21 protein-coding genes are annotated in these 22339 nt (G+C 70.7%); 14 read left to right on the plus strand and 7 right to left on the minus strand.

Features of this window, described 5'->3' with window-relative positions; all coding sequences use genetic code 11:
* Positions 1-214 precede the first annotated feature (214 nt).
* Positions 215-1978, plus strand: a complete 1764-nt coding sequence (locus OO70_RS22310; RefSeq protein ID WP_051741500.1) for a beta-ketoacyl-[acyl-carrier-protein] synthase family protein — start codon at positions 215-217, stop codon at positions 1976-1978.
* Positions 1979-2032: 54 nt separating this feature from the next.
* On the opposite strand, the gene ku is transcribed toward OO70_RS22310, so the two are convergent.
* A complete protein-coding gene (gene ku / locus OO70_RS22315; protein ID WP_456113477.1) occupies positions 2033-3070 on the minus strand; it encodes a non-homologous end joining protein Ku in 1038 nt (345 codons plus the stop codon).
* 76 nt (positions 3071-3146) lie between these two features.
* On the opposite strand from ku, the gene ligD reads away from it, so the two are divergent.
* Positions 3147-4028 (plus strand): non-homologous end-joining DNA ligase, encoded by an 882-nt coding sequence (gene ligD, locus OO70_RS22320; RefSeq protein ID WP_043674270.1) that lies wholly within the window; start codon positions 3147-3149, stop codon positions 4026-4028.
* 94 nt (positions 4029-4122) lie between these two features.
* Positions 4123-5427 carry a vanadium-dependent haloperoxidase gene (locus OO70_RS22325; protein WP_234336906.1) on the plus strand — a complete coding sequence of 435 codons (1305 nt, stop codon included), beginning with the start codon at positions 4123-4125 and terminating at the stop codon, positions 5425-5427.
* A gap of 1 nt (position 5428) precedes the next feature.
* Here OO70_RS22325 and OO70_RS22330 read toward each other — a convergent pair whose 3' ends face one another.
* Positions 5429-6232: a nuclease-related domain-containing protein gene (locus tag OO70_RS22330; protein WP_043674271.1), complete on the minus strand. Its 804-nt coding sequence runs from the start codon at positions 6230-6232 to the stop codon at positions 5429-5431.
* Positions 6233-6328: 96 nt separating this feature from the next.
* On the opposite strand from OO70_RS22330, the gene OO70_RS22335 reads away from it, so the two are divergent.
* From OO70_RS22335 to OO70_RS22385, 11 genes are all read left to right on the plus strand, one after another.
* Positions 6329-6835 carry a protein-tyrosine phosphatase family protein gene (locus tag OO70_RS22335; RefSeq protein ID WP_043674273.1) on the plus strand — a complete coding sequence of 169 codons (507 nt, stop codon included), beginning with the start codon at positions 6329-6331 and terminating at the stop codon, positions 6833-6835.
* Between the two features lie 125 nt (positions 6836-6960).
* On the plus strand, positions 6961-7695 hold the full coding sequence (locus tag OO70_RS22340) for a hypothetical protein (protein ID WP_043674275.1): 735 nt from the start codon (positions 6961-6963) through the stop codon (positions 7693-7695).
* Positions 7695-8939: a sensor histidine kinase gene (locus OO70_RS22345; protein ID WP_043674278.1), complete on the plus strand. Its 1245-nt coding sequence runs from the start codon at positions 7695-7697 to the stop codon at positions 8937-8939. Before OO70_RS22340 ends, OO70_RS22345 begins: the two co-directional genes overlap by 1 nt.
* Before the next feature lie 156 nt (positions 8940-9095).
* Positions 9096-9590 carry an SH3 domain-containing protein gene (locus OO70_RS22350; RefSeq protein ID WP_043674284.1) on the plus strand — a complete coding sequence of 165 codons (495 nt, stop codon included), beginning with the start codon at positions 9096-9098 and terminating at the stop codon, positions 9588-9590.
* Between the two features lie 61 nt (positions 9591-9651).
* Positions 9652-11016 (plus strand): FtsW/RodA/SpoVE family cell cycle protein, encoded by a 1365-nt coding sequence (locus OO70_RS22355; RefSeq protein WP_043674287.1) that lies wholly within the window; start codon positions 9652-9654, stop codon positions 11014-11016.
* 8 nt (positions 11017-11024) lie between these two features.
* Positions 11025-12485 (plus strand): penicillin-binding transpeptidase domain-containing protein, encoded by a 1461-nt coding sequence (locus OO70_RS22360; protein WP_043674886.1) that lies wholly within the window; start codon positions 11025-11027, stop codon positions 12483-12485.
* Between the two features lie 45 nt (positions 12486-12530).
* Positions 12531-13049, plus strand: a complete 519-nt coding sequence (locus OO70_RS22365) for a DUF3291 domain-containing protein (protein ID WP_043674290.1) — start codon at positions 12531-12533, stop codon at positions 13047-13049.
* A 59-nt stretch (positions 13050-13108) separates the two neighbouring features.
* Complete coding sequence (locus tag OO70_RS22370; protein WP_043674293.1) at positions 13109-14047, plus strand: AurF N-oxygenase family protein; 939 nt, start codon at positions 13109-13111, stop codon at positions 14045-14047.
* Positions 14048-14189: 142 nt separating this feature from the next.
* The gene (locus tag OO70_RS22375; protein WP_043674296.1) at positions 14190-14837 is read left to right on the plus strand and encodes a TetR/AcrR family transcriptional regulator; all 648 of its coding nucleotides are present in this window, start codon (positions 14190-14192) and stop codon (positions 14835-14837) included.
* A gap of 10 nt (positions 14838-14847) precedes the next feature.
* Entirely contained in the window at positions 14848-15174 is a 327-nt protein-coding gene (locus OO70_RS22380; RefSeq protein WP_043674298.1) for a hypothetical protein, read from the plus strand.
* 103 nt (positions 15175-15277) lie between these two features.
* Positions 15278-16402 carry a C40 family peptidase gene (locus OO70_RS22385; protein ID WP_234336907.1) on the plus strand — a complete coding sequence of 375 codons (1125 nt, stop codon included), beginning with the start codon at positions 15278-15280 and terminating at the stop codon, positions 16400-16402.
* On the opposite strand, the gene OO70_RS22390 is transcribed toward OO70_RS22385, so the two are convergent.
* The 5 genes from OO70_RS22390 to OO70_RS22410 form a co-directional block, all read right to left on the minus strand.
* Complete coding sequence (locus OO70_RS22390) at positions 16399-17652, minus strand: styrene monooxygenase/indole monooxygenase family protein (protein WP_043674301.1); 1254 nt, start codon at positions 17650-17652, stop codon at positions 16399-16401. The two genes, OO70_RS22385 and OO70_RS22390, sit on opposite strands and share 4 nt — an antisense overlap.
* A 69-nt stretch (positions 17653-17721) precedes the next feature.
* On the minus strand, positions 17722-18384 hold the full coding sequence (locus tag OO70_RS22395) for a GTP-binding protein (protein WP_043674304.1): 663 nt from the start codon (positions 18382-18384) through the stop codon (positions 17722-17724).
* Positions 18365-18775, minus strand: a complete 411-nt coding sequence (locus OO70_RS22400) for a DUF742 domain-containing protein (RefSeq protein ID WP_033282123.1) — start codon at positions 18773-18775, stop codon at positions 18365-18367. The genes OO70_RS22395 and OO70_RS22400 overlap by 20 nt, the downstream gene beginning before the upstream one ends.
* Entirely contained in the window at positions 18772-19275 is a 504-nt protein-coding gene (locus tag OO70_RS22405; protein ID WP_043674308.1) for a roadblock/LC7 domain-containing protein, read from the minus strand. Before OO70_RS22405 ends, OO70_RS22400 begins: the two co-directional genes overlap by 4 nt.
* Positions 19272-22019: a sensor histidine kinase gene (locus OO70_RS22410; protein WP_043674311.1), complete on the minus strand. Its 2748-nt coding sequence runs from the start codon at positions 22017-22019 to the stop codon at positions 19272-19274. Before OO70_RS22410 ends, OO70_RS22405 begins: the two co-directional genes overlap by 4 nt.
* Positions 22020-22339 lie beyond the last annotated feature (320 nt).

Here is a 22339-nt window from a genome sequence, read left to right on the forward strand (position 1 = left end):
GCGGGGACGGCGATCGCGGTCGCGAACGTGATGTTCCACACATAACCCTGGTGATCAACTTGGGCAACTCGCCCCATTCGGGCGGGCCTTGAGGGCTCTCGCACCACAACCGGTTCACCTTTCAACCGTGGCCTTTTTCGTTTTCGTCCTATTCACTCTGGATGGTTTGCCGTAAGGCATAAGCCCGTTCCGTCCCCAGGAAGTGTGTAGAGATATGTCCCATTCATCCGATTCGTCGCAAGTCCCCTTCGCTCCCCACCCGGTGACCGCCGCCGAGGTCATCCCCGGTGACCTGATCGCCCTGGCCCCGGGCGACGCCGAACGCGACTGCTGGTACGTCGTGACCCACACGCTCCCCGAGACGCCCGAGACGATCCGGGTCACCCTGCGGCCGCCGCTCGGCGGCACGGACCACGACGAGGTGCTCGGCCGGGACCGCCGGGTGACCAGCGCGTGCCGCCGCCTGGACGCCGGGGCGGTGCCGCGACTCGTCTCCGACGACCTCGCCGGCGCCGAGTTCCGGGAGGGCGACCGGGTGACCTCGCTGCGGGTGGTCGATCCGGGGGCGGCCGAGGTGTCGTACGAACGGCGTTGGGGTGTGTGGCACCGGGACCTCGACGGGGCGACGGAGGACGTCGCGACCGATGCCGAGGTGCGGCACTGGGGTGGCGCGGAGTTCGTCGTACGGCATCATCCGCGGCCGGAGCGGGAGGTGGCCGCGCACGGGCCGCGGCGGGTCGTGGTCACCGGGCTCGGGGCCGTGACGCCGCTCGGGGTCGGGGTCGGGGAGCTGTGGCAGGGGCTGTTGGACGGGCGGCACGGGATTCGGGAGCTGGACGGCGAGGAGTTCGCGGAGCTGCCCGTACGGCTGGCCGGGACCGTGCCCGTCGATCCGGCGGAGCTGCTGCCGAGGGCGGCGGCGCGGCGGATGAACCGGGCCGCGCAGTTCGCCGTTCTCGCCGCGCGGGAGGCGTGGGGTGACGCCGGGTTCGTGGCGGGCGGCACGCGGGAGAGCGGGCTCGATCCCGAACGGGTCGGTGTCAGCCTCGGCGCGATCCTCGGGGACGCGTCCGTGCTCGTCGGCGGCGACCGCAAGCTCCGGGACAAGGGACCCCGTGCCGTCTCACCGCTCACCACCCCCATGACCGTGCCCTCGCAGGCCGCGTCCCAGGTCTCCCTCGATCTGCACATCACCGGCGAGGCCCGCACGGTCACCGCGGCCTGCGCCTCCGGCACCGAGGCGATCGGCGCGGCCATCGACCGCATACGGTACGGCCGCGTCGACATCGCCCTCGCGGGCGGGGCCGAGGCGGTCGTCACGCCGGCGATCATGGCGTCGTTCGCCGCGATGCGGGCGTTGTCCACGCGGGGGTTGGCGGACGGTTCGTCCCCGTCGCAGCCGTTCGGGAAGGGCCGGGACGGATTCGTGAACGGGGAGGGCGCCGGGGTGCTCGTCCTGGAGGCCGAGGAACACGCACGCGCGCGTGGAGCGCGGATCTACTGCGAGGCCGCCGGGTGGGGGCTGTCCGCCGACGCGCACCACATGGCGGCGCCGGATCCGTCGGGTGCCGGGGTCGCGCTCGCAGTACGGCGGGCGGTGCGGGACGCGGGCGGGCATGTCGTGGACGTCGTCCATGTGAATGCGCATGCCACGGCGACAGTGGAAGGTGATCTCGCCGAAGCCGGCGCGCTGCGGGCCGTGTTCGGGCGACGGGACGTTCCCGTCACCGCGCTCAAGGGGCACCTCGGGCATCTGCAGGGCGCGGCGGGCGGGGTCGAGGCCGTGGCCACGGTGCTCACGCTGCATCACGGGGTGGTGCCGCCGACCGTGGGCGCGGAGGAGTTGGACGAGGCGATCGGGCTCGATGTGGTGACGGGGGTGGCGCGGGAGTTGCCCGGGGGCGGGGATCTCGCGTTGAGCAACTCGTTCGGGTTCGGGGGGCACAACGCGGTGCTGGCGCTGCGGCGGGTGGGGTAGCGCTGCGCGGGGACTGACGAGGGGGCGCGAGAGGGTCGGCGAGGGGGCTGCGGCTCAGGCTGTTCGTTTGCGGGGAGTCGCCTTCTTTGCCGGGGTCTTCTTCGCCACCGTCTTCTTCGTGCTCTGCGTCGACTTCTTCGCCGATGCCGAGGCTGCGGCCTTCTTCGTGGTGGCCGCCTTCTTCGTCGCCTTGGACGTCGACTTCCTGCCCGTGGCCTGCTTGGGGGTCGCTCGGGAGGAGCCCGAGGAGATCGGCCTGACCTCGGCCTTCGCCGCCGCATCCGCACGACCCGCCTGCTCACGACCCGGTTCCTCGCCGCGCGACTCCTTCGCCTCGCGGACGCTCTTCTCCAGGGCCGCCATCAGGTCGAGGACCTTGCCGCCGGGGGCCGGGGCCGGGGAGGTCGCGGGCTGTTCGCCGGAGGCCTTCGCGGTGATCATCTCCTCGACCGCCTCGCGGTAGTCGTCGTGGAGGTCCGCGAGGTCGACCTCGCCGAGGGTGTCCATCAGGGCGTCCGCGAGGTCGAGTTCCTTGTCGCGGACGGTGACCGTCGTGTCGGGGGCGACGCCCTCGGGGGCGCGGATCTCGTCCGGCCAGAGCAAGCCGTGCATGGCGATCACGTCGTCGACCACGCGCAGCATGCCCAGGCGTTCCCGGCCGCGCAGCGCGTACTTCGCGATGGCCACCTTCTGGCTCCGCTTCAGCGCCTCGCGCAGCAGGGTGTACGGCTTGGCCGCGGGGACGCCGTTCGCGGAGAGGTAGTACGCGGCGTCCATCTGGAGCGGGTCGATCCGGTCGGCCGGCACGAACGCCACGATCTCGATCGTCTTCGCCGTCGGGATCGGCAGCTGGGCCAGGTCCTCGTCCGTGATCGGGATCATCGTGCCGTCCGCGTCCTCGTACGCCTTGCCGATCTCGGACTGGGTGACCTCTCGGTCCTCCAGTTCGCAGACCTTGCGGTAGCGGATGCGGCCGCCGTCCTCGGTGTGGATCTGGCGGAAGGAGACGGAGTGGCTCTCGGTCGCGTTCACCAGCTTGATCGGGATGCTGACCAGGCCGAAGGAGATGGCGCCGTTCCATATGGATCGCACCTGCGGCACCCGCCTTCCAGTTGTCGACCGGTTTGTTTTTAGACCGGTTTATTACGTTTCGTGGGATTCTCATCGTATGACGCCGATCACGGAGGTGGAGGGGCGAAGGCTCGCGCTCAGCAACCTGGACAAGGTGCTGTACCCGGCGACCGGCTTCACCAAGGGCGAGGTCCTGCACTACTACGCCACGACCGCCGAGGTCCTGCTGCCCCATCTGCGCGACCGGCCGCTGTCCTTCCTGCGCTATCCGGACGGGCCGGACGGTCAGGTCTTCTTCGCGAAGAACGTGCCACCGGGTACGCCCGACTGGGTCACCACCGCCGAGGTGCCCCGGTCGGAAGGACCGGCCCGGATGGTGCTGGTGCAGGATCTGGCGTCCCTGATGTGGGCGGCGAACCTCGTCACCGAGTTCCACACGCCGCAGTGGGTGATCGGGGCGCCGGGCCTCGCCGACCGGCTCGTCCTCGACCTCGATCCGGGGGTGCCGGCGACGGTCGTCGAGTGCTGCGAGGTCGCGGTGTGGCTGCGGGAGCGGCTCGCCGCCGACGGGATCTCGGCGTACGTCAAGACGTCCGGGGCGAAGGGGTTGCATCTGCTGGCGGGGGTGGAGCCGGTGCCTTCGGAGCGGGCCGTCGAGTACGCGAAGTCACTGGCCGTGGAGGCGGAGAAAGCCATGCCGCGGCTCGTCGTGCATCGGATGACGCGGAGTCTGCGGCCGGGGAAGGTGTTCGTCGACTGGAGCCAGAACGCTGCGCGGAAGACGACGGCGACGCCGTACACCTTGCGGGCACGGTCCGGGCCGACCGTCTCCGCACCCGTGGCCTGGGACGAGATCGAGGCGTGCCGTTCCCCTCGCCAACTCGCCTTCCTCGCCCCGGACATGGGCCCCCGCCTGCGGGATCACGGCGATCTGCTGGCCCCGCTCCTCGACCCGGGGCACGCCGCTCCCCTGCCCTGAGTTCAGCGGGCTGACCAAAACGCGGAATTCCCCGGTCCGCCCCGGCGGCGGGTCCACCCTTGGCCCACCGAAAAAGAGCCCAAGGGGGTCACCCGTGAGTAAGGACCAGCATGGACTGACAGCACCACGCTCCCGCACCGTCCGCCGCGGCTTCCTCGTCGGCCTGACGGTCCTGACCCTGGGCGCCGCGCCCTGGGCCCCGACCGCCGCCGCGGTTCCCGCACCCGCCGCGAACGCCGAGGTGATCACCGACTGGAGCGAGACCGCCGTGGCCACGGTCAACGGCGACGCCAAGCGTCCCGGAGCGGAGCAGTCCCTCTGGTACGGCTTCGTCTCGGCCGCCGTCTACAACGCGGTCGTCGGCATCGAGGGCCGCTACACCGAGTACAAGTGGCACGAGCGCGGGCCCCGGTCCGCCTCCCCGGAGGCCGCCGCGGCGACAGCCGCCCACCGCATCCTGCTCACCTACTTCCCGGCTTCACAGGCCCGGCTCGACACCGCGTACACCGCCTCCCTCGCCAAGATCCCCGACGGAACGGCCGAGAACCAGGGCGTCGCCTTCGGCGAGCGGGCCGCCGCGAGGATCGTGCAGTTGCGCGAGAACGACGGGCGCGGTGCCCCGGTCACGTTCGACAAGCCGCCCGCGCCCGGCATCTGGCGGCCCACCCCGCCAGCCAACGCCCCGATGGCCGTGCCGTGGCTCGCGAAGGTGCGGCCGATGCTGCTCGACTCGCCGGATCGACTACGGCCGGGACCACCGCCCGAGCTCACTTCGAAGCGGTACGCCAGGGACTTCGCCGAGGTGAAGGCCATGGGAGCGAGGACCGGCTCGGCGCGGACCGCCGCGCAGACCGAGACCGGGCTGTTCTTCGGTGACGTACTGCCGGTGCAGTTCCAGGCCGCCCTCCGCGGCTACACCACCCGCCACGGGCTGGGCCTCGTGGACGCGGCCCGCCTGTTCGCGGCCGTGGGCACGGCAACGGCCGACGCCTCCATCACCGCGTGGAACACCAAGCTGACCTACGGCCAGTGGCGCCCCATCACCGCGATCCAACTGGCCGACACCGACGGCAACCCGGCCACCGCACCGGACCCGTCCTGGGTGCCGCTGCTCGACACGCCTCCCTACCCGGACTACATGAGCGGCCACTGCACCAACGACGGCGCGGCGATGCGCGTCCTGTCCCGCCTGACCGGCGGACACATCGACTTCCGTATCTCGTCGGCCGTGACCGGCACCACCCGTACGTACACGTCCGCGGCCGCCTACAACCGGGACGTGATCAACGCCCGGGTCTGGGGCGGGATCCACTTCCGCACGAGTGACATCGTCGCCAACCGGATCGGCACCCGGATCGGTGATCTCACGCTCGCCCACTACTTCAGGCCGCTGAAGTAGCTCACAGCCTCCCCCACGTGTGCCGGTCCCGCGCCATCGCGTGCAGCGCCTCCACGTCCGCCGGCTTCAACACCCCTCCTGTCCTTGCCAGTCCGGACAGTTCCGTGTCCTGGAGTACGCGGACCTCGCGGAGCGGGGCCGTCACCGTGACGTCCGCCGGGCCGGCCAGGGCGAGGACCGGGTGGACCTCGGCGGTCAGCGCGTACGAGGCGCGGTCCGCGTCGGAACGGACGCGGCGGAGCAGCGGGAGGGGGTCCCGGCGGCCCAGGGTGACCATGGGGTCGGCGATCCGGACGCGTTGTTTGCGGGCGTACAGCGTGTGCAGGACGAAGAGGCCGCCGGGGCCGATCGCCAGGTGGTGGAGGCGGTCGCCGCCGGGGAGCGGGATCGAGTGGAGGGCGTGCCAGCCCGCGCCGTCGAGCGCGTCCAGGGCCTCGCCGACGGCCTGTTCCGCCAGCAGGGCGCGGCGGCGCGGGTCGGGGCGGAGCCGGTGCTGGGGGCCCGGGTCCCGGTCGAGGGCCACGTGGAGCGCCTCGCCGGGGCGGTTGGGGGCCAGGTCGTCGTCCGGGAGGAGACTGAGCCGCGCGAGTTCCGCGGGCGTCGGCACCGGTGGCGGGCCCACGGTGACCGGGCCGGTGAGGAAGGGACCGAGGGCGTGCAGCACGTCCTCTCTGCGGTCCTCGCTGAGCAGGTTGATCCGCGCCGCCTCCCTGTCGTACCAGGCGACGTTCCTTCCGTCCGTGTGACAGACGTACAGCCGTTCCTGACCATGGCGCCAGGTCGGTACGACGCGTAGTCCACTCATGCGTCATCACCCCTCGACCATGGGAACAGGCGGGGTGCTCAAGGGGCAAGAACCCGGTTACCTTTGGGTCAGTCGCTGGGGCTTGGGGAGGCGCCGTTGCGGACGCGCAGGAGGCAACCCGACGTACCCGCTCCGGACAGTCCGTGGAGCGAGATCGTCACCGGTCTGTGGATGGGCGGACACGAGTTCAGGGGGCGGTCGGGGCAACTGGAGTTCGCGGTCGTGCGGGACGAGTTCGCTCTCGTGCAGACGCTGCTGCGCCTGCCGGGGCACGGGCCCGACCCGGGCGTGGAGCACCATGTGTGGCCGATTCCCGACGGACCGCTGGACGGGACACAACTGGCGGGCGTGATACGGCTGGCCGTCGCCGCGTGCGACGCGCTGGCCGAGGGCCGGAAGGTCCTGGTCCGCTGTTATCACGGCTACAACAGGTCGGGCCTGGTCGTCGCCCACGCGCTGGTCCGTCGTGGGTACTCCACCGAGGAGGCGATACGGCTGATCCGCACCCGCCGTTCCCCGTGGGCGCTGCACAACGAACTGTTCGTCGAGTATCTGCGGGCGGGACTGTCCACGGCCCGGCTGCTGGAGGAACTGGCCGAATAGCCGAGTGATCGAGTGACCGAGCGGCCGGGTAATCGTTTCCCCTGCCTGCCCTCGAGTGCGAACAAAAAGGACTTCCGTACGAATAGGGTGTACGGGTCCCACACCAGCACCTCTCCAGGAGAACAGTGCCGCTCAGCCGTCCCGCCCGCGCCACCGCCGCCGTCGCCCTGCTGCTCGCGACGGCGGTGGCCTGCGGTGACACCGGTGACCTGCGTGCTGCGGGGGCGACCCCGACGGCGACCAGCCCCGCCAGGCTCTGGCCGAATCTCTCGCCCGCCTCCTCCCCCGCCTACGACTTCGACGAGGCGGACACGGAGACCGTGAAGGGCGTCACCGTCCCCGGGGACGACATCCGCAAGGTGGACCCGGTGGCCGTCGTACGGGCCGAGATCGCCGCGAACCCCACTGACTACGACGGCTCCAAGGCGCCGTATCACGGGACCGCCGAGGGGATCGCCGACTGTGCGAAGGGCGGGGACCGGAGCGGGTGTCCCGTCCTCAAGCCGTACTACCGCGACCTGACCGGCGACGGACACGACGACCTGACGCTCGGCTTCCGGTTGCTGCCCACGAAGATGACCGCCGTGCGGGTCTACACCGTCGAGAAGCACCGGCTCGTGCAGGTCATGGCCAACGACGACGCGGTGAGCGGGGTCGAGCTGGCCGGGCGTTCGGTGATCATCCGCTCGCCGTCCGAGCTGGCGGGGTACGAGTACCGCGTGCAGTGGACATGGGACGCGGACCAGAAGGCGATGCTGCTGACCCACGACGAGTTCCTGCGCACCGGCGGCCGTAAGCACGGAGTCCGCCGCGCGACCCCCGCGCCCGCCTCTTCGCCCACCCCTTCGGCGACCCCGTGATGCGGCTCGCGCTGCCCCGGTGGGCCGGGACCCTCGCCTTCAAGGCCGCCGCGTTCATCACGGTGATGTGCTGCGCGCTGGCCGCCATGCTCGGCGTCCTCGTGCATGTGTCGGTGACCGACCGGACCGTCGGCCAGGCCCGCAGCCTCGCGCTGTCGCGGCTGAAGGAGGCGACGATGCAGTACGAGGCCGGGGACTCGCTCGTGCACGGCGCCGGCGTCGATCCCGAGAGCCTGCCCGTGCCGTTGCGGGAACTGGCGGCGGACGGGGAGCGCGGCACGATGGTCGGCCGGCACCGGGGGCGCCCCACCATGTGGGCGGCGGGCCCGGCCTCCGGCGACCGGGTACTGGCCGTCGCGGTCGACTACTCGCAGGGCGCCGACACCATCGCCGGGCTCGACCGCGCCATCGTGTGGTCCTCGGCGCTGGCGATCGGGGCGACCCTGCTGGTCGGCGCGTTCGCGGTGACCCGGGTGACCCGGCGGCTGCACGGGACCGCGCAGGTGGCCCGGCGGATCAGCGCGGGTGACCTGGACGCGCGGGTCGACGATCCCCGTACGAAGGACGCGACCCTGCCCCAGGACGAGGTGGCCGCGGTGGCCGCCGCGCTCGACACCATGGCCTCGTCGTTGCAGGGCAAGCTGCTGACGGAGCAACGGTTCACCGCGGATGTCGCGCACGAGCTGCGCACCCCGCTGACCGGGCTGCACGCGGCGGCCGAGCTGTTGCCGCCGGGGCGGCCGACCGAGCTGGTACGGGACCGGGTCGCCGCGCTGCGCACCCTCACCGAGGATCTGCTGGAGATCTCCCGGCTCGACACCCGGCGGGAGAAACTGGAGCTGGACACCGAGCGGTTGGGGGCGGTGGCCGAGCGGGTCGTACGGGGTTCCGGTACGGACACCGAGGTCAGGGTCGTGCGGGACGAGTGGGTGGAGACGGATCGGCGGCGGCTCGAGCGGGTGCTCGGGAATCTTGTCGCCAACGCGCATCGGCATGGGCGGGGGCGGGTGGTGGTGAGCGTGGACGGGGCGGTGGTGACCGTGCGGGATCACGGGGACGGGTATCCGGAGTACCTCGTCGCGCACGGGCCTCAGCGGTTCCGTACGGAGGGTGGGGCTCGGGGGCATGGGCTGGGGTTGACCATCGCGTTGGGGCAGGCGGAGGTTTTGGGGGCTCGGTTGGAGTTCTCGAATGTGGACGCCGGGGATGGTGGTGGGGCGCTTGCGACGTTGACCTTGCGATGAGAGCGGTAGTTCGTTGACTGCGGGCCGGTGGGGGCTGGTCGCGCAGTTCCCCGCGCCCCTAAAGAACCTCGTGTGGACCAGTGTGACGAGCGGCCCCTGCACTCCCCTCCTAATGTGGCGATTAGTCAGGTTCGCCCCATTTCTGGAGGTACCCCCATGCCCCTCAGCCTCTCCCTTCGCCGTCTTGGTATAGCGGTCGCCGCCGGTGCGCTCGTGACCGCTGCCGCTGTCACTCCCGCCGTGGCCGACGACGAGTGGGGCGACGAAGACCCGGGCATCAGCCGCCCGGCGGACGACGACGGTGGCCGTGGCGACTACAACCAGCAGGACGACGACGGCGGTCGCGGCGACTACAACCAGCAGGGCGACAACGACGGCCGTGGTGACTACGACCAGCACGGCGAGCACAACAACCCCCGCCTGTACCGGGGCGTCGTCACGGCGCACGAACTGGCCCTGCGCTCCCGACCGGACCGCGGCAGCAGGATCATCCGGTACGCCCACCGCGGCGAGCACGTCTCGATCTTCTGCAAGACCAGCGGCTCCAACGTCCAGGGCAACCACCTCTGGTACCTGCTCACGGACGGCACCTGGGCCTGGGGTTCGGCGCGCTACATCGACAACATCGGACCCGCGCCCCGCTGGTGCTGACGGACGAGACACACTCCGCACCCAAGGCACACAACACGTCCCATTTGGGTAAGTTCCGGACATGACCAACGCCGGAACCACCGTCACAGCGGACCCTCCCACACCCGCTGTACGCCTCCCCCGGCGCCGCGGCATCGAACTCACCCTCATCGTCGTAGCCGTACTCCTCTCGGTGTACGGCTACTGCGCTGTCGGTCTCGCCAAGAACGGCACGGTCCCGCCCGGCGCCGCCGGTTACGGCGCCGGGCTCGGCGTGCTCGCCCTGCTGGCCCACTTCGCAGTGCGCTTCCGGGCCCCGTACGCCGACCCGCTGCTGCTCCCGATCGGCGTGCTCCTCAACGGCCTCGGCCTGGTGCTCATCTACCGGCTCGACCTGGAGACCCCGGGCGACCGCGCCGCCCCCACCCAACTCGTGTGGTCGACGCTGGGCGTGACCTTCTTCATCGTCGTGGTCGTCGCCCTCCGCGACCACCGCGTCCTGCAGCGCTACGCGTACGTCTGCGTGGCCGCCGCCCTCGCCCTCCTCACCCTCCCGGTCCTCTTCCCGGCCGTAAACGGCGCTCGCATCTGGATCCGGATCGCCGGATTCTCCATCCAGCCGGGCGAGTTCGCGAAGGTGCTCCTGGCGATCTTCTTCGCCGCGTACCTGGCGGCGAACCGCAACGCGCTCGCCTACGCCGGCCGCCGCGTGTGGCGCCTCCAACTCCCCACCGGCCGCGTGCTCGGCCCGATCGTCGCGATCTGGCTGCTGAGCGTCGGCGTCCTGATCATGGAACGCGACCTGGGCACCTCGCTCCTCTTCTTCGGCCTGTTCGTGACCCTCCTCTACGTCGCCACCGGCCGCACCGGCTGGATCGCGGTCGGGCTGCTGCTGGCCGCCCTCGGCGCGGTCGCCGTCGGCTGGCTCGAACCGCACGTCCACAGCCGGGTCCAGGACTGGCTGCACCCCTTCGCGTCGATCGAGGCGGGCCACGGCCCGAACCAACTCGCCCAGTCCCTCTTCGCGTTCGCGGCCGGCGGCATCCTCGGCACGGGCCTCGGCCTCGGCCACTCGATCCTCATCGGCTTCGCCGCCAAATCGGACTTCATCCTGGCCACAGCGGGCGAGGAACTGGGCCTGTCCGGCCTCTCCGCGATCTTCATCCTCTACGGCCTTCTCGTGGAGCGCGGCTACCGGGCCGGCCTGGCCCTCCGCGACCCCTTCGGCCGGCTGCTCGCGGTGGGCCTCGCCTCGATCGTCGCGCTCCAGGTGTTCGTGATCGCGGGCGGGGTGACGGGCCTGATCCCGCTCACCGGCATGGCGATGCCGTTCCTCGCCCAGGGCGGCTCCTCGGTCGTCACCAACTGGGCGATCGTGGCCCTGCTGATCCGGATCAGCGACTCGGCCCGCCGCCAGTCCGACTACGACATCGAGGTGGCAGCGTGACCGACGCCATGACCCGGCACATCCGCCTCGCGGCGGTCTTCTGCACCCTGCTCCTGCTCGCCCTGCTGGTGAACGCCACCCGCATCCAGGTCTTCCAGTCCCCCACCTACGACGGCAACCCCGCCAACCGCCGCCCCACGATCGCCCGTTACGACCAGCCGCGCGGCGCCATCCTCGTCGGCGACAGACCGGTCACAGGCTCCCGCGACTCCGGCGAGCAGCTCCGCTACGAACGGACGTACAGGAACGGGCCGTTGTACGCGCCGGTCACCGGCTTCGCCTCGCAGGAGTACGGGACGACGTTCCTGGAGCACTCCGAGGACGGCATCCTCTCCGGCACCGACTCGATGCTCTCGCCGTTCCCCCTGTGGAACGACCTGACCCGCGCCCAGAACTCCGGCGGCAACGTCGTCACCACCCTCAACCCGGCCGCACAGCAGGCGGCTTACGAAGGACTCGGCGCGCGCACGGGGGCGGTGGCCGCGATCGAACCGTCGACCGGCCGCATCCTCGCCCTGGTCTCCACCCCGTCCTACGACCCCGGGGCCCTGTCGGGCAACGGCCGTGCCGCGAACCGGGCTTGGGCGCGACTGAACGCCGACACGAACAAGCCGATGCTCAACCGGGCGGTACGGCAGACGTATCCGCCGGGTTCGACGTTCAAGGTGGTCACCGCGGCGGCGGCGCTGGACGCGGGTGTGGTGACGGACCTGGACGCGGCGACGACCTCACCCGACCCGTACACCCTCCCCGGCACGTCGACCACGCTGACGAACGAGGGCGACGGCTGCGGGGACGCGCCGCTCCGGTCCGCCTTCGAGTGGTCGTGCAACACGGTGTTCGCGAAGCTGGGCGTGGATGTGGGCGTGCGGGACATGGGGGCCACGGCGGAGGCGTTCGGCTTCAACGACGCCGACGTGAAGGTCCCGTTCGCGGTCTCCCCCAGCACCTTCGACACCTCGGTGGACAAAGCCCAGTTGGCGCTGTCGTCGATCGGGCAGTACAACACGCGGGCCACGCCGTTGCAGATGGCGATGGTCGCGGCGGCGGTCGCGAACGGCGGGCAGGTGCGGCAGCCGTACCTGGTGGAGCGCACGACACGGAAGGGCGGCGAGACGATCTCGACAGCCGGATCGTCCCGTCCCGTCCGCCAGGCCATGCACCCCGCAACTGCCGTACAGATGAAGGAACTCATGGAAGACGTGGTCACGGAAGGCACCGGCACGAACGCGGCGATCCCCGGCGCGACCGTCGGCGGCAAGACCGGCACCGCGCAGCACGGCATCGGCAACTCCGGTACGCCGTATGCCTGGTTCGTGTCCTGGGCGCAGGGCGACCGCGACATGGAGCCGAAGGTGGCGGTCGCGGTGGTGGTGGAGGACGCGTCGGCGGACCGCTCGGACATCAGCGGGGGCGGGGACGCGGCGCCGATCGCGAAGGCGGTGATGGAGGCGGTGCTCAATTCGTGAGACGGGGGTACCGGGAACGAACGGCGCCGACCTACCGTTCGGTACATGACTGAGCCCTTAAGCGCCCCCGCGTACGAACTCGCCCAGGTCAACATCGCCCGTCTCCGATTCCCCCTGGATTCCCCGGAGTTGAAGGACTTCGTGGACGCCCTCGACCCGGTGAACGCCGTCGCCGACGCGGCCGAGGGTTTCGTGTGGCGCCTCCAGTCCGACTCCGGCAACGCGACCGACGTCCCCGTCCTCGGCGACGACTGGCTGATCGTCAACATGTCGGTGTGGCGCGACCCGAACGCCCTGACCGCGTTCATGTACCAGGGCCGGCACCGGGAGTTGCTGGCGCGCCGCCGCGAGTGGTTCGAGCTGATGCGGGAGGCGATGTCGGCCCTGTGGTGGGTCCCGACGGGCCACCACCCCACGGTGCGCGAGGCGGAGGACCGCCTCCTCCACCTGCGGGCCCACGGCCCGACGCCGTACGCGTTCACGCTGCGGACGTCGTTCCCGGCACAGGGGGCGGAGCCAGTGGCGCCGGTGGACATCCCGGAGGGGCTGGGCTGTTCGGTCTAGGACAGCGGGGTCTCGCGAGGGGGTTGACGGGCTTGCTGACAAGCAGTCTCATAAGTGCCATGACGAGCCTCACGGACGTGGACGCCATGGTCGGGCTGCGCGACGCACTCGGGCTGCTGAAAGACCGCGAGCAGGTCGCCGAGCGGCTGCTCGCCTCCTCCGCGAAGCACTCCTTCGACCCCGACAAGGAACTGGACTGGGCCGCGCCCTTCGAGGAGGGCAAGTGGTTCTGGCCGCCTGAACTGGTGTCGCTGTACGACACCCCGCTCTGGAAGCGGATGGGCGAGGAGCAGCGCATCCTCCTCTCGCAGCACGAGGCCGCGGCGCTCGCCTCGCTGGGGATCTGGTTCGAGCTGATCCTGATGCAGCTGCTCGTCCGGCACATCTACGACAAGGCGGCGACCAGTGCGCATGTGCGCTATGCGCTGACCGAGATCGAGGACGAGTGCCGGCACTCGAAGATGTTCGCTCGGCTCATCTCCCGGGGTGATACGCCCTGGTATCCGGTGAGCCGGGCCCATCAGAACCTGGGGCGGTTGTTCAAGACGATCTCCACGACCCCTGGTTCCTTCACGGCCACCCTGCTCGGGGAGGAAGTCCTCGACTGGATGCAGCGGTTGACGTTTCCGGATGAGCGGGTGCAGCCGTTGGTGCGGGGGGTGACCCGTATCCATGTCGTGGAGGAGGCGCGTCATGTCCGGTACGCCCGCGAGGAGTTGAGGCGCCAGATGGTGACCGCGCCGCGGTGGTCCCAGGAGTTCACGCGGGTCACCTCCGGGGAGTTCGCGCGCATCTTCTCGATCGCGTTCGTGAATCCCGAGGTCTACACGAACGTGGGGCTCGATCAGCGGGAGGCGGTGGCTCAGGTGCAGGCGAGTGGGCATCGGCGGGAGGTCATGCAGGCGGGGTCGAAGAAGCTGACGGACTTCTTGGACGACATTGGTGTGCTGCGAGGTGTCGGCCGACGGTTGTGGAGGGCTTCGGGGCTATTGGCTTGAGTTCACAGTGCGGGTCGGTGGGGGCTGGTCGCGCAGTTCCCCGCGCCCCTTAAGAGCGGCTCCACTGGTCCCACCTATAGGGGCGCGGGGAACTGCGCGACCAGCCACGACGCACCCGCAGCCGCCGGACTACCCTGCACCCATGCCCCCTGCCGCGCCCGCCTACCGCCGCCTCAACGTCGAGGAGCGGCGCAGCCAGCTCCTCGACGCCGCTCTCACCCTCTTCGCACACCGCGCCCCCGAAGAGATCTCCCTCGACGACGTGGCAGAGGCGGCCGGGGTCTCACGCCCCCTCGTGTACCGGTACTTCCCGGGCGGGAAGCAGCAGCTCTACGAAGCCGCCCTCCGCTCCGCCGCCGAAGAACTCCAACAGTGCTTCGACGAACCCCGCGAGGGCCCCCTCCTCCCCCGCCTCGCCCGCGCCCTGGACCGCTACCTCGGCTTCGTCGACCAGCACGACGCCGGGTTCAGCGCACTGCTCCAGGGCGGCAGCGTCGTGGAGACATCGCGTACGACGGCCATCGTGGACGGCGTACGGCGGGCCGCCGCCGTACACATCCTCAGCCATCTCGGCGTCGCCGAACCCGGCCCACGCCTGCGGATGACCGTACGGATGTGGATCACGGCCGTAGAAGCGGCGTCCCTCATCTGGCTCGACGAGGACAAGCAGCCGCCCGTCGACGAGCTGCGGGACTGGCTGGTAGAGCAGTTCGTGGCGGTGCTCTCGGTGACCGCGCGGCGGGACCCGCAGACGGCCGCGCTGGTCCAGGGCCTCGCGGTGGATGGCTGACACTGGTGGCGTGAAGAGCGAAGACACCCCGTTCGAGGGCGGCCCGATGGACGGTCGCTCCCTGCCCATCCTGCTCGGCCCGACCGGCACCCCGCCGAAGACCTACCGCATCCCGGTCCCCGACGCGGCCGGCGGCCCGCCCACGGTGCTCGTGTACCGCAGGGTGCCCCGGGGCCACAGCAAACGGCTGGGCCTCCCCAAGGGCTGGAAGTACGAGTACGACCCCGAAGGCAAGCGCGGCAGCACTCTGCGCTGGCCCTGGACAAAGCCGGACTCCGCACCTGACTCCGCACCGGACGCCACGCCGGGCGGCAAGCCGGACAACACCCACGGGTGACGCCGTTGCGCCGAACCGCGCACACCCGGCGCGCGGACCCGGCGCCCGCGACTGATGCTCACGGTGCGGGGCGGAAGGGCCGCCGCGCACCGGAGGTGATGACGTGTCAGGAAGGCTCCTGCGTCTGGTCTGTACGGCGGCGGTGGCGGCCGGCACCGTCCTCGCACCGCTGCCCGCCGCGGCCGTACCCGATCCGCAGGCCCCCGGACAGCGGCCCGTGGCCGAACTGCTGACGGACCTTCAGACCCTGTACCGGGACGCCGAACAGGCCACCGAGACGTACAACGCCACCGAGGAGAAGCTGAAGAAACAGCGCGCCGAGGTCGACCGCCTCGACGCCGAACTGGCCCGCGCCCGCCTCACCCTGCACGACAGCCGCGGCGCGGCCGGCCGGCTGGCCCGCGAGCAGTACCAGAACAGCACGGCCATCTCCCCGTACGTACGCCTGCTCCTCGCCCGCGATCCGCAGCACGCGCTCGACGAGCGCCATGTCATCGGGCAGTTGGCGCGGGAGCGGGCCGAGACGGTGGGCCGGCTGGTCGGCAGCGAGAAGAAGAGCGACGGCCTGGCCCGCGAGGCCCGCAAGGCCCTGGACGGTCAACTCACCCTGGCCGCCCGTCAGAAGAAGGACCAGGACGACGTCCGCAAGCGCCTCGCCGACATCGAGAAGCTCCTCACGTCCCTCACCCCCGACCAACTCACCGCGCTGACCGACGCCGAGAAGACCACCACCGACAAGGCCCAACAGAAGCTGGTCACTTCAGGCGCCCTGGGCGACGACACCCGCGAACCCTCCCGGGAGGGAGACCGGGCCCTGCGCTACGCCGTACAGCAGATCGGCAAGCCGTACGAGTGGGGCGCGGAGGGCCCGAAGACGTACGACTGCTCGGGCCTGACGTCGGAGGCATGGGGTCATGCGGGTACCCCGATCCCGAGGACCAGTGAAGAACAGTGGGCCGAGCTGCCAAGGGTCCCGCTCAATGAACTCCGCCCCGGCGACCTGGTGATCTACTTCCCGGAGGCCACGCACGTGGCGCTGTACTTGGGCGACGGAAAGATCGTCCAGGCCCCCCGCACAGGCGAGACGGTCCAGGTATCACCTGTGGCGTCCTACCCCATCCTGGGAGCCGTACGTCCAGATTCTTTGCCTAAAGGGGCGCGGGGAACTGCGCGACCAGCCCCAACGGACCCGCACCCGCCGACTCCCCACAGCCCCAACGGCGACTAGGCCCCCGCCACAGAAGCCAGGTACGCCCCAGTCTTCTCCGGCTCATAGAAGAAGTTCTCGAAATCAGCCGGATCATCAAACGCGTTGGCGAACCGATCCGCCACCGGCTGCAACTCCCCAGCCGCCCCAATAAGGTTGAGAACATGCTCCGGCGGCGGACCCAACATCGCGTTGGTCCACTTCGTAACGTGCCGCGCAGTCGACCAGTACCGCTCGAACGTCGCAGACATCCAGTCCCCGTCGAACTCCTTCTCCCCGTGCTCAAGGATCGACGCGAGATACGACGCGGCGCACTTGGACGCGGAGTTGGAGCCCTGCCCGGTGATCGGGTCGTTCGCGACGACGACGTCGGCGACGCCGAGCACCAGGCCACCGCCCGGCAGCTGACCCACCGGATTACGGACGGTGGGCGCGTACCGCCCGGCCAACGTCCCACCCGCGTCGGTCAGTTCGACGCCCCGCGCCCGCTCGTACTCCCACGGCGTGAACTTCTCCATGAGTTCCAGGGTCAGGGAGAGGTGTTCCGCCGGGTCCTTGATGCCGTTGAAGACGTCCAACGGCCCGCCGGGTATGCCCTCCCAGAACAGGATGTCCGCGCGCCCGGACGTGGTGAGCGTCGGCATGACGAACAACTCGCCCACGCCCGGCACCAGGTTGCAGCGGACCGCGTCGTACTCCGGGTGTTCCGGGCGCGGGCCCAGACCGTGGACGTAGGAGACGGCCAGCGCGCGCTGCGGCTCGGTGTACGGGGAGCGCTCCGGGTCGCGGGCGAACATCGAGACCAGCTCGCCCTTGCCCGCCGACACGAGGACGAGGTCGTACGTACGGGAGAAGTAGTCGAGGTCGCCGACTGCCGCGCCGTGGATGACCAGTTGGCCGCCGCGCTGGGCGAACGTCTCCATCCAGCCGGCCATCTTGACCCGCTGGTCGACCGACTGCGCGTACCCGTCGAGCCTGCCCACCCAGTCGATCGCGCGCTGTGTCGGCCCCGGGTCGTGCGAGCCGGGGGCGGCGACCGAGACGCCGAGTCCTTGGATCTTCGGGGCCTGGGACTCCCAGAAGTTCACCTGGAGCTCGCGCTCGTGGCCCAGCGCCGTGTCGAACATGCACTGCGTCGACATGACCCGCCCGGAGCGGATCTCGTCCGCGGTCCGGTTGGACATCAGGGTGACCTCGTACCCGTGCGACTGGAGTCCGAGGGCGAGTTGGAGCCCGGACTGGCCGGCTCCGACGACGAGTATCTTCCGCATACGGGTGGTGGCTCCTTGGTCGCGACTGCTCGATGACTGCTCGAGGACTGGTCGGGGACTGGTCGGGGACTACTCGGGGGTGACGTCCAGCGCGTGGCCGACGAGTGCGAGCAGGGTCTCGATGGCCGAGATCCGCCGCCGCGCGTCCATGATCACGACAGGTACGTGCGCGGGGATCGTCAACGCCTCCCGCACGTCCTCCGGGTCGAACCGCTCGCTGCCGACGAAGTGGTTGACCGCGACGATGTACGGCAGCCCGCAGCTCTCGAAGTAGTCCAGCGCGGGGAAACAGTCCTTGAGGCGGCGGGTGTCGGCGAGGACGACGGCGCCGATCGCGCCGCGTACCAGGTCGTCCCACATGAACCAGAACCGCTGCTGCCCCGGCGTACCGAAGAGGTAGAGCACCAGGTCGTCGTCGAGCGTGAGGCGGCCGTAGTCCATGGCGACCGTGGTGGTCATCTTGCCGGGGGTGGCCGTGAGGTCGTCGGTCTCCTCGCTGGCCTCGGTCATCAGCGCCTCCGTCTGGAGGGGCTCGATCTCGGAGACGGCACCGACCAGGGTGGTCTTGCCGGCCCCGAAGCCGCCGGCCACCACGATCTTCGTGGCGACGGGCGCGCGGGTGCGGTCCGTCTGCCAGGGCCGCAGTTGCTCCTCTTCGTCGAGGAGTCGCTTCTCGTCGTTGAGGAGCGGGGAGACGCCGTAGGCGGCGGCGTCAGAGACGACGGAGTCCACTCAGCACCTTTTCCAGCAGAGCGCGGTCAGGACGGCCCGTACCGTGCGCGGTTCCGGTTCCGTACACACGGATCTTTCCCTGGTCGGCGAGGTCGCTCAGGAGCACGCGGACCACGCCGAGCGGCATCTTCAGCAGCGCGGCGATCTCGGCCACCGTGCGCATACGGCGGCAGAGTTCGACGATGGCCCGCATCTCCGGCATGACCCGGGTGTTGAGCGAGCCGTTCGTCAACTCCTTGCGCTCCTCCGGGGCTTCGAGCGCCGCCACGAAGGTCTCCACGAGGAGGACATGGCCGAAACGGGTACGGCCGCCGGTGAGCGAGTAGGGGCGTACCCGGGCGGGCTTGCGGTCGCCGCCGCGCACCGGGAGCTTGTTGGGCGTACGGCTCATCGGGCGCTCCCCCCGGACACGTCTTCGAGGGATTTTCGCAGCTCGCTGCGGAGTTCGGGCGTCAGCACATGGCCGGCCCGGCCCACGAAGAGCGCCATGTGGTACGACACGACGCTCATGTCGCAGTCCGCGGAGCCGTGCACGCCGAGCAGCGAACCGTCGCTGATCGACATCACGAAGAGGCTGCCCTCCTCCATCGCGACCATCGTGTGCTTCACCGGCCCGGAGTCCATCAGCTTCGCGGCGCCGATGGTGAGGCTGCCGATGCCGGAGACGATGGTGGCGAGGTCGGCGGCGGAGCCACGCGGAGTGGTGCGCTTGGCTTCGAGTGCCTCGCGGGCCTCCGTGTTCCTCCCCGGATCGGAGGAGAGGAGCAGCAGGCCGTCCGAGGAGACGACCGCGACCGACTGGATGCCGGGCACCTCCTCGATGAGGTTGCTCAGCAGCCAGTGCAGGTTGCGGGCTTCACTGCTCAGTCCGAAGGTACTGGGCGCGGTCAACTGCTTGCCTCCTCGACGGTGCCCCCCGTGGCTGCTTCGGATCGTGCGGTTGCGCTTCGCGGTGCCGGGACCGGGTTCTGGCCGGTCTTCTCGGCGATCTCCGCTTCTACGTCCCGGTAGCCGGCGGAGGCGCCCGCGCGGAAGCCGCCCAGTCTGCGGCGCAGGGCGTCGGCGTCTACGGTGCCGGTTCGCCGGCGCGGGGCTTGTGCGGGTTGGGTGATCTTGGGGGTGCGTTTGGGGAGGCCCTTGGCTGTCACCGGGTCCTCGTCGGGTGCTCGCTCGTGTTCCACGGCTTCGGCTTCGCCTTCAGCCGTGATCTGATTCCCACCCGCACCGCCCGTGCGGCCTTCGTTGTCGGGTGCGGGTGGCCCCTGTGGGGCGGACTCGCCGTCGGCGGCCGACCGTTCGTCTGCGGCCGTGACTGCTCGGTCCTCCGGCGCCGGCGGTAGCAGGAGTTCCATCGTCATTTCCGCCGGGGACTCCGCCGGAATGGTCTGCCGTACCGCCTTCTCCGCGAGGGCGACCAAGGGGTCGTCCTGCTCCGAACGGCCGTACAGGACGTTGGAGTTGACCTCCGCGTCCGCGCCCGGCAGGGAGTAGGAGTGCGTCTCGCCGGTCATCGGCGCGGACGACGGGACCGCCGAGGTGGGGGCCCCGGCGAGCAGGGGGCTCGGGAGGACCACGACCGCCGCGATGCCGCCCTGCTTCTGGTCGCGGAGCTGGACGCGGACGGCGTGGCGGTGGGCCAGGCGGGCCACCACGTACAGGCCGAGGCCGAGGCCCTCCTCGCCCTCGTGGTCGTAGGGGGAGTCCGGGTCGAACTCGGTGAGGCGGGTGTTGAGGTTCTCCATGCGGCTGACGGTCATGCCGATGCCCTCGTCCTGGACGGAGAGCATGACCTCGCCGTTCTCCAGGAGCCAACCGGAGATCTCGACAGGGGTGTCCGGCGGGGAGAACGAGCTTGCGTTCTCCATGAGTTCGGCCAGGAGGTGGGAGAGGTCGTCCGCCGCGAAGCCCGCCACGTGGGCGTGCGGCGGGAGTGCCGAGATGCGGACGCGTTCGTAGCGCTCGATCTCGCTGACGGCCGCCCGGACCACGTCGACCAGCGGGACCGGGCCCGCGTGCTGCTGGACGTGTTCGGTGCCGGCGAGGACGAGGAGGTTCTCGCTGTGGCGGCGCATGACCGTGGCGAAGTGGTCGAGCTTGAAGAGGGTGGAGAGCCGGTCGGGGTCCTGCTCGCGCTCCTCCAGGCCCTCGATGACGGCGAGTTGGCGCTCGACCAGGCCGAGGGTGCGCAGCGCGAGGTTGACGAAGGTGCCGCCGATGCTGGTGCGCAGGCGCTCCAACTGGGCGGCGGAGTCGGTGACTTCGGAGCGGAGTTCCTCGCGGGCGTCGGCCATCTTCTGACGCTGGCCGACGAGGTGCTTGCGGTCGGCCTCCAGGGTGGCGATGCGCTCGTGGAGGGCGGCGGCGTGCGCGTGCAGGGTGTTGACCGAGCGGACGACCTGGGCGAACTCGTCGTTGCGACCGGTGAACTTGATGGGCTCTTCGGTGGTCGGGTCCTCGGCCTCGGCCAGGCGCGCCGAGCCCCGGCGCAGCACCGACAGCGGGCGGGTGAGGGTGCGGGCCATGGCGGTGGCGATGCCGACGGCCAGCAGCATGAGGGCGCCGAGGATCGCGACGCGGAGTTCCAGCGCCTTGACGTCGTCGTCGCGCAGCTGGGCGAGATCCTTGACGCGGTTCACATAGAGCGCGGATTCGTCGCCGCGCATCAGGTCGACGCGGGCGGAGAGCGCCGCGTCGAGCTTCTTGGTGCTGGTGTCCAAGTCGCTGTCGGACAGCGTGGGTTGGTCGGTGAGGGAGGCGAGGTACTTCTCGGCGGAGTTGACCTCGGGTCCGGTGACCGTGGAGTCGTAGCCGGCGACGGCCGACTTCGGCGCGGTCTCGCGGAAGTCGGCGAGGGCGGCGTCGGAGCGCAGCCGGGCCTGCTGCGCGGCGGCGCTGAGGGCGTCGCGCTGCTTGGACTGGGCGCTCGTGGAGGTGGTCTCGGTGACCGCGAGGCCGGTGATGGGGCTGATGACCGTCTGGGTGGTCGTCGGCACGTTCAGGGCCGCGAGGAGCAGTCCGCGGGCGGCGGCGGCCTGCTGGACGGCGGCGTCGAGTTCGGCGAGCGCGTAGGCGCCGGAACCGGCCCGCGGCGGCATCTTCTCGGCCAACTGCTCGGCGAGCCGGTGCAGTTCGGTGATGGCACCGGAGTACGCGTCGTGCGCCTCCAGGGCGCTGCTCTTGCCGGTGAGCGCGGCCCGTCGTACGGCGGCGACGTCGTCGAGGTCCGAGCGGAGCGCGGCGGGAATGTCGGTGTCGGCGCGCAACTCCTCGACCTGCCGGTCGACGCGGGCGCTGCGGTCCTCGTCGGGGGCCTGGGACTTGGGGCGTCCGGCGGCGATGTACGGGGTGACCTCGTCCCGCTCGTCGGCGAGCGAGTGGGCCAGCGACAGGGCGTCCTGGGTCTGCCCGGCGAGCGTCACCAGGTCCTGGGAGTCGCTCAGTTGGCCCGAGGCGGTGATGAGCGACGGGACACCGGCCGCGGCGATGGCGGCGGCCACGACCGCCACGGCGATGATCAGCCGGTTGCGTACATGGGTGCTGCGCCCCCTGCCCGCGGGGTCGGGCGCGGCGGCACCGGTGGCGCCCCCCTGAGGGGCCGTCTGCTTGCCTGTGCGCCGAGGCCGCTTCTTCTGCACCGGTGCTCGCATTCCTGACTCGTGTACCCATGGGCCCGGGTGACGCTCCGTCATCCCGGTACGGCGACCCTCCCAGTGCCGGTGGGCAGCGGTCGCGCATCATCCGGGCCGCCACCCGAAGGAGTGAACCCCGGAGGGGAGTTGGCGGGCAAGTTCCGGCGGCCGGTCCAACACCCTCGCGCAGGGTGCCGGTTGGACGTGAGCGGCGGGCTTTGGCAGGATTCGCCGCCACGCATTCCCGGAGTGATCCATTCCCTCCCAAACCAGGCGTCTGACCTGCACGACTGCGCCGATTCGACCATGCGTGCCAACCATTTGCG

It is taken from the genome of Streptomyces xylophagus (assembly GCF_000716435.1).
Classification (GTDB): Bacteria; Actinomycetota; Actinomycetes; order Streptomycetales; family Streptomycetaceae; genus Streptomyces; species Streptomyces xylophagus.

Bases quoted from the DNA above. Each gene is read 5' to 3' on its own strand.
- OO70_RS22310 (WP_051741500.1), top strand. From the start codon at position 215: ATGTCCCATTCATCCGATTCGTCGCAAGTCCCCTTCGCTCCCCACCCG.
- ligD (WP_043674270.1), top strand. From the start codon at position 3,147: ATGACGCCGATCACGGAGGTGGAGGGGCGAAGGCTCGCGCTCAGCAAC.
- OO70_RS22330 (WP_043674271.1), bottom strand. From the start codon at position 6,232: ATGAGTGGACTACGCGTCGTACCGACCTGGCGCCATGGTCAGGAACGG.
- OO70_RS22345 (WP_043674278.1), top strand. From the start codon at position 7,695: ATGCGGCTCGCGCTGCCCCGGTGGGCCGGGACCCTCGCCTTCAAGGCC.
- OO70_RS22350 (WP_043674284.1), top strand. From the start codon at position 9,096: ATGCCCCTCAGCCTCTCCCTTCGCCGTCTTGGTATAGCGGTCGCCGCC.
- OO70_RS22355 (WP_043674287.1), top strand. From the start codon at position 9,652: ATGACCAACGCCGGAACCACCGTCACAGCGGACCCTCCCACACCCGCT.
- OO70_RS22360 (WP_043674886.1), top strand. From the start codon at position 11,025: ATGACCCGGCACATCCGCCTCGCGGCGGTCTTCTGCACCCTGCTCCTG.
- OO70_RS22365 (WP_043674290.1), top strand. From the start codon at position 12,531: ATGACTGAGCCCTTAAGCGCCCCCGCGTACGAACTCGCCCAGGTCAAC.
- OO70_RS22370 (WP_043674293.1), top strand. From the start codon at position 13,109: ATGACGAGCCTCACGGACGTGGACGCCATGGTCGGGCTGCGCGACGCA.
- OO70_RS22375 (WP_043674296.1), top strand. From the start codon at position 14,190: ATGCCCCCTGCCGCGCCCGCCTACCGCCGCCTCAACGTCGAGGAGCGG.
- OO70_RS22390 (WP_043674301.1), bottom strand. From the start codon at position 17,652: ATGCGGAAGATACTCGTCGTCGGAGCCGGCCAGTCCGGGCTCCAACTC.
- OO70_RS22400 (WP_033282123.1), bottom strand. From the start codon at position 18,775: ATGAGCCGTACGCCCAACAAGCTCCCGGTGCGCGGCGGCGACCGCAAG.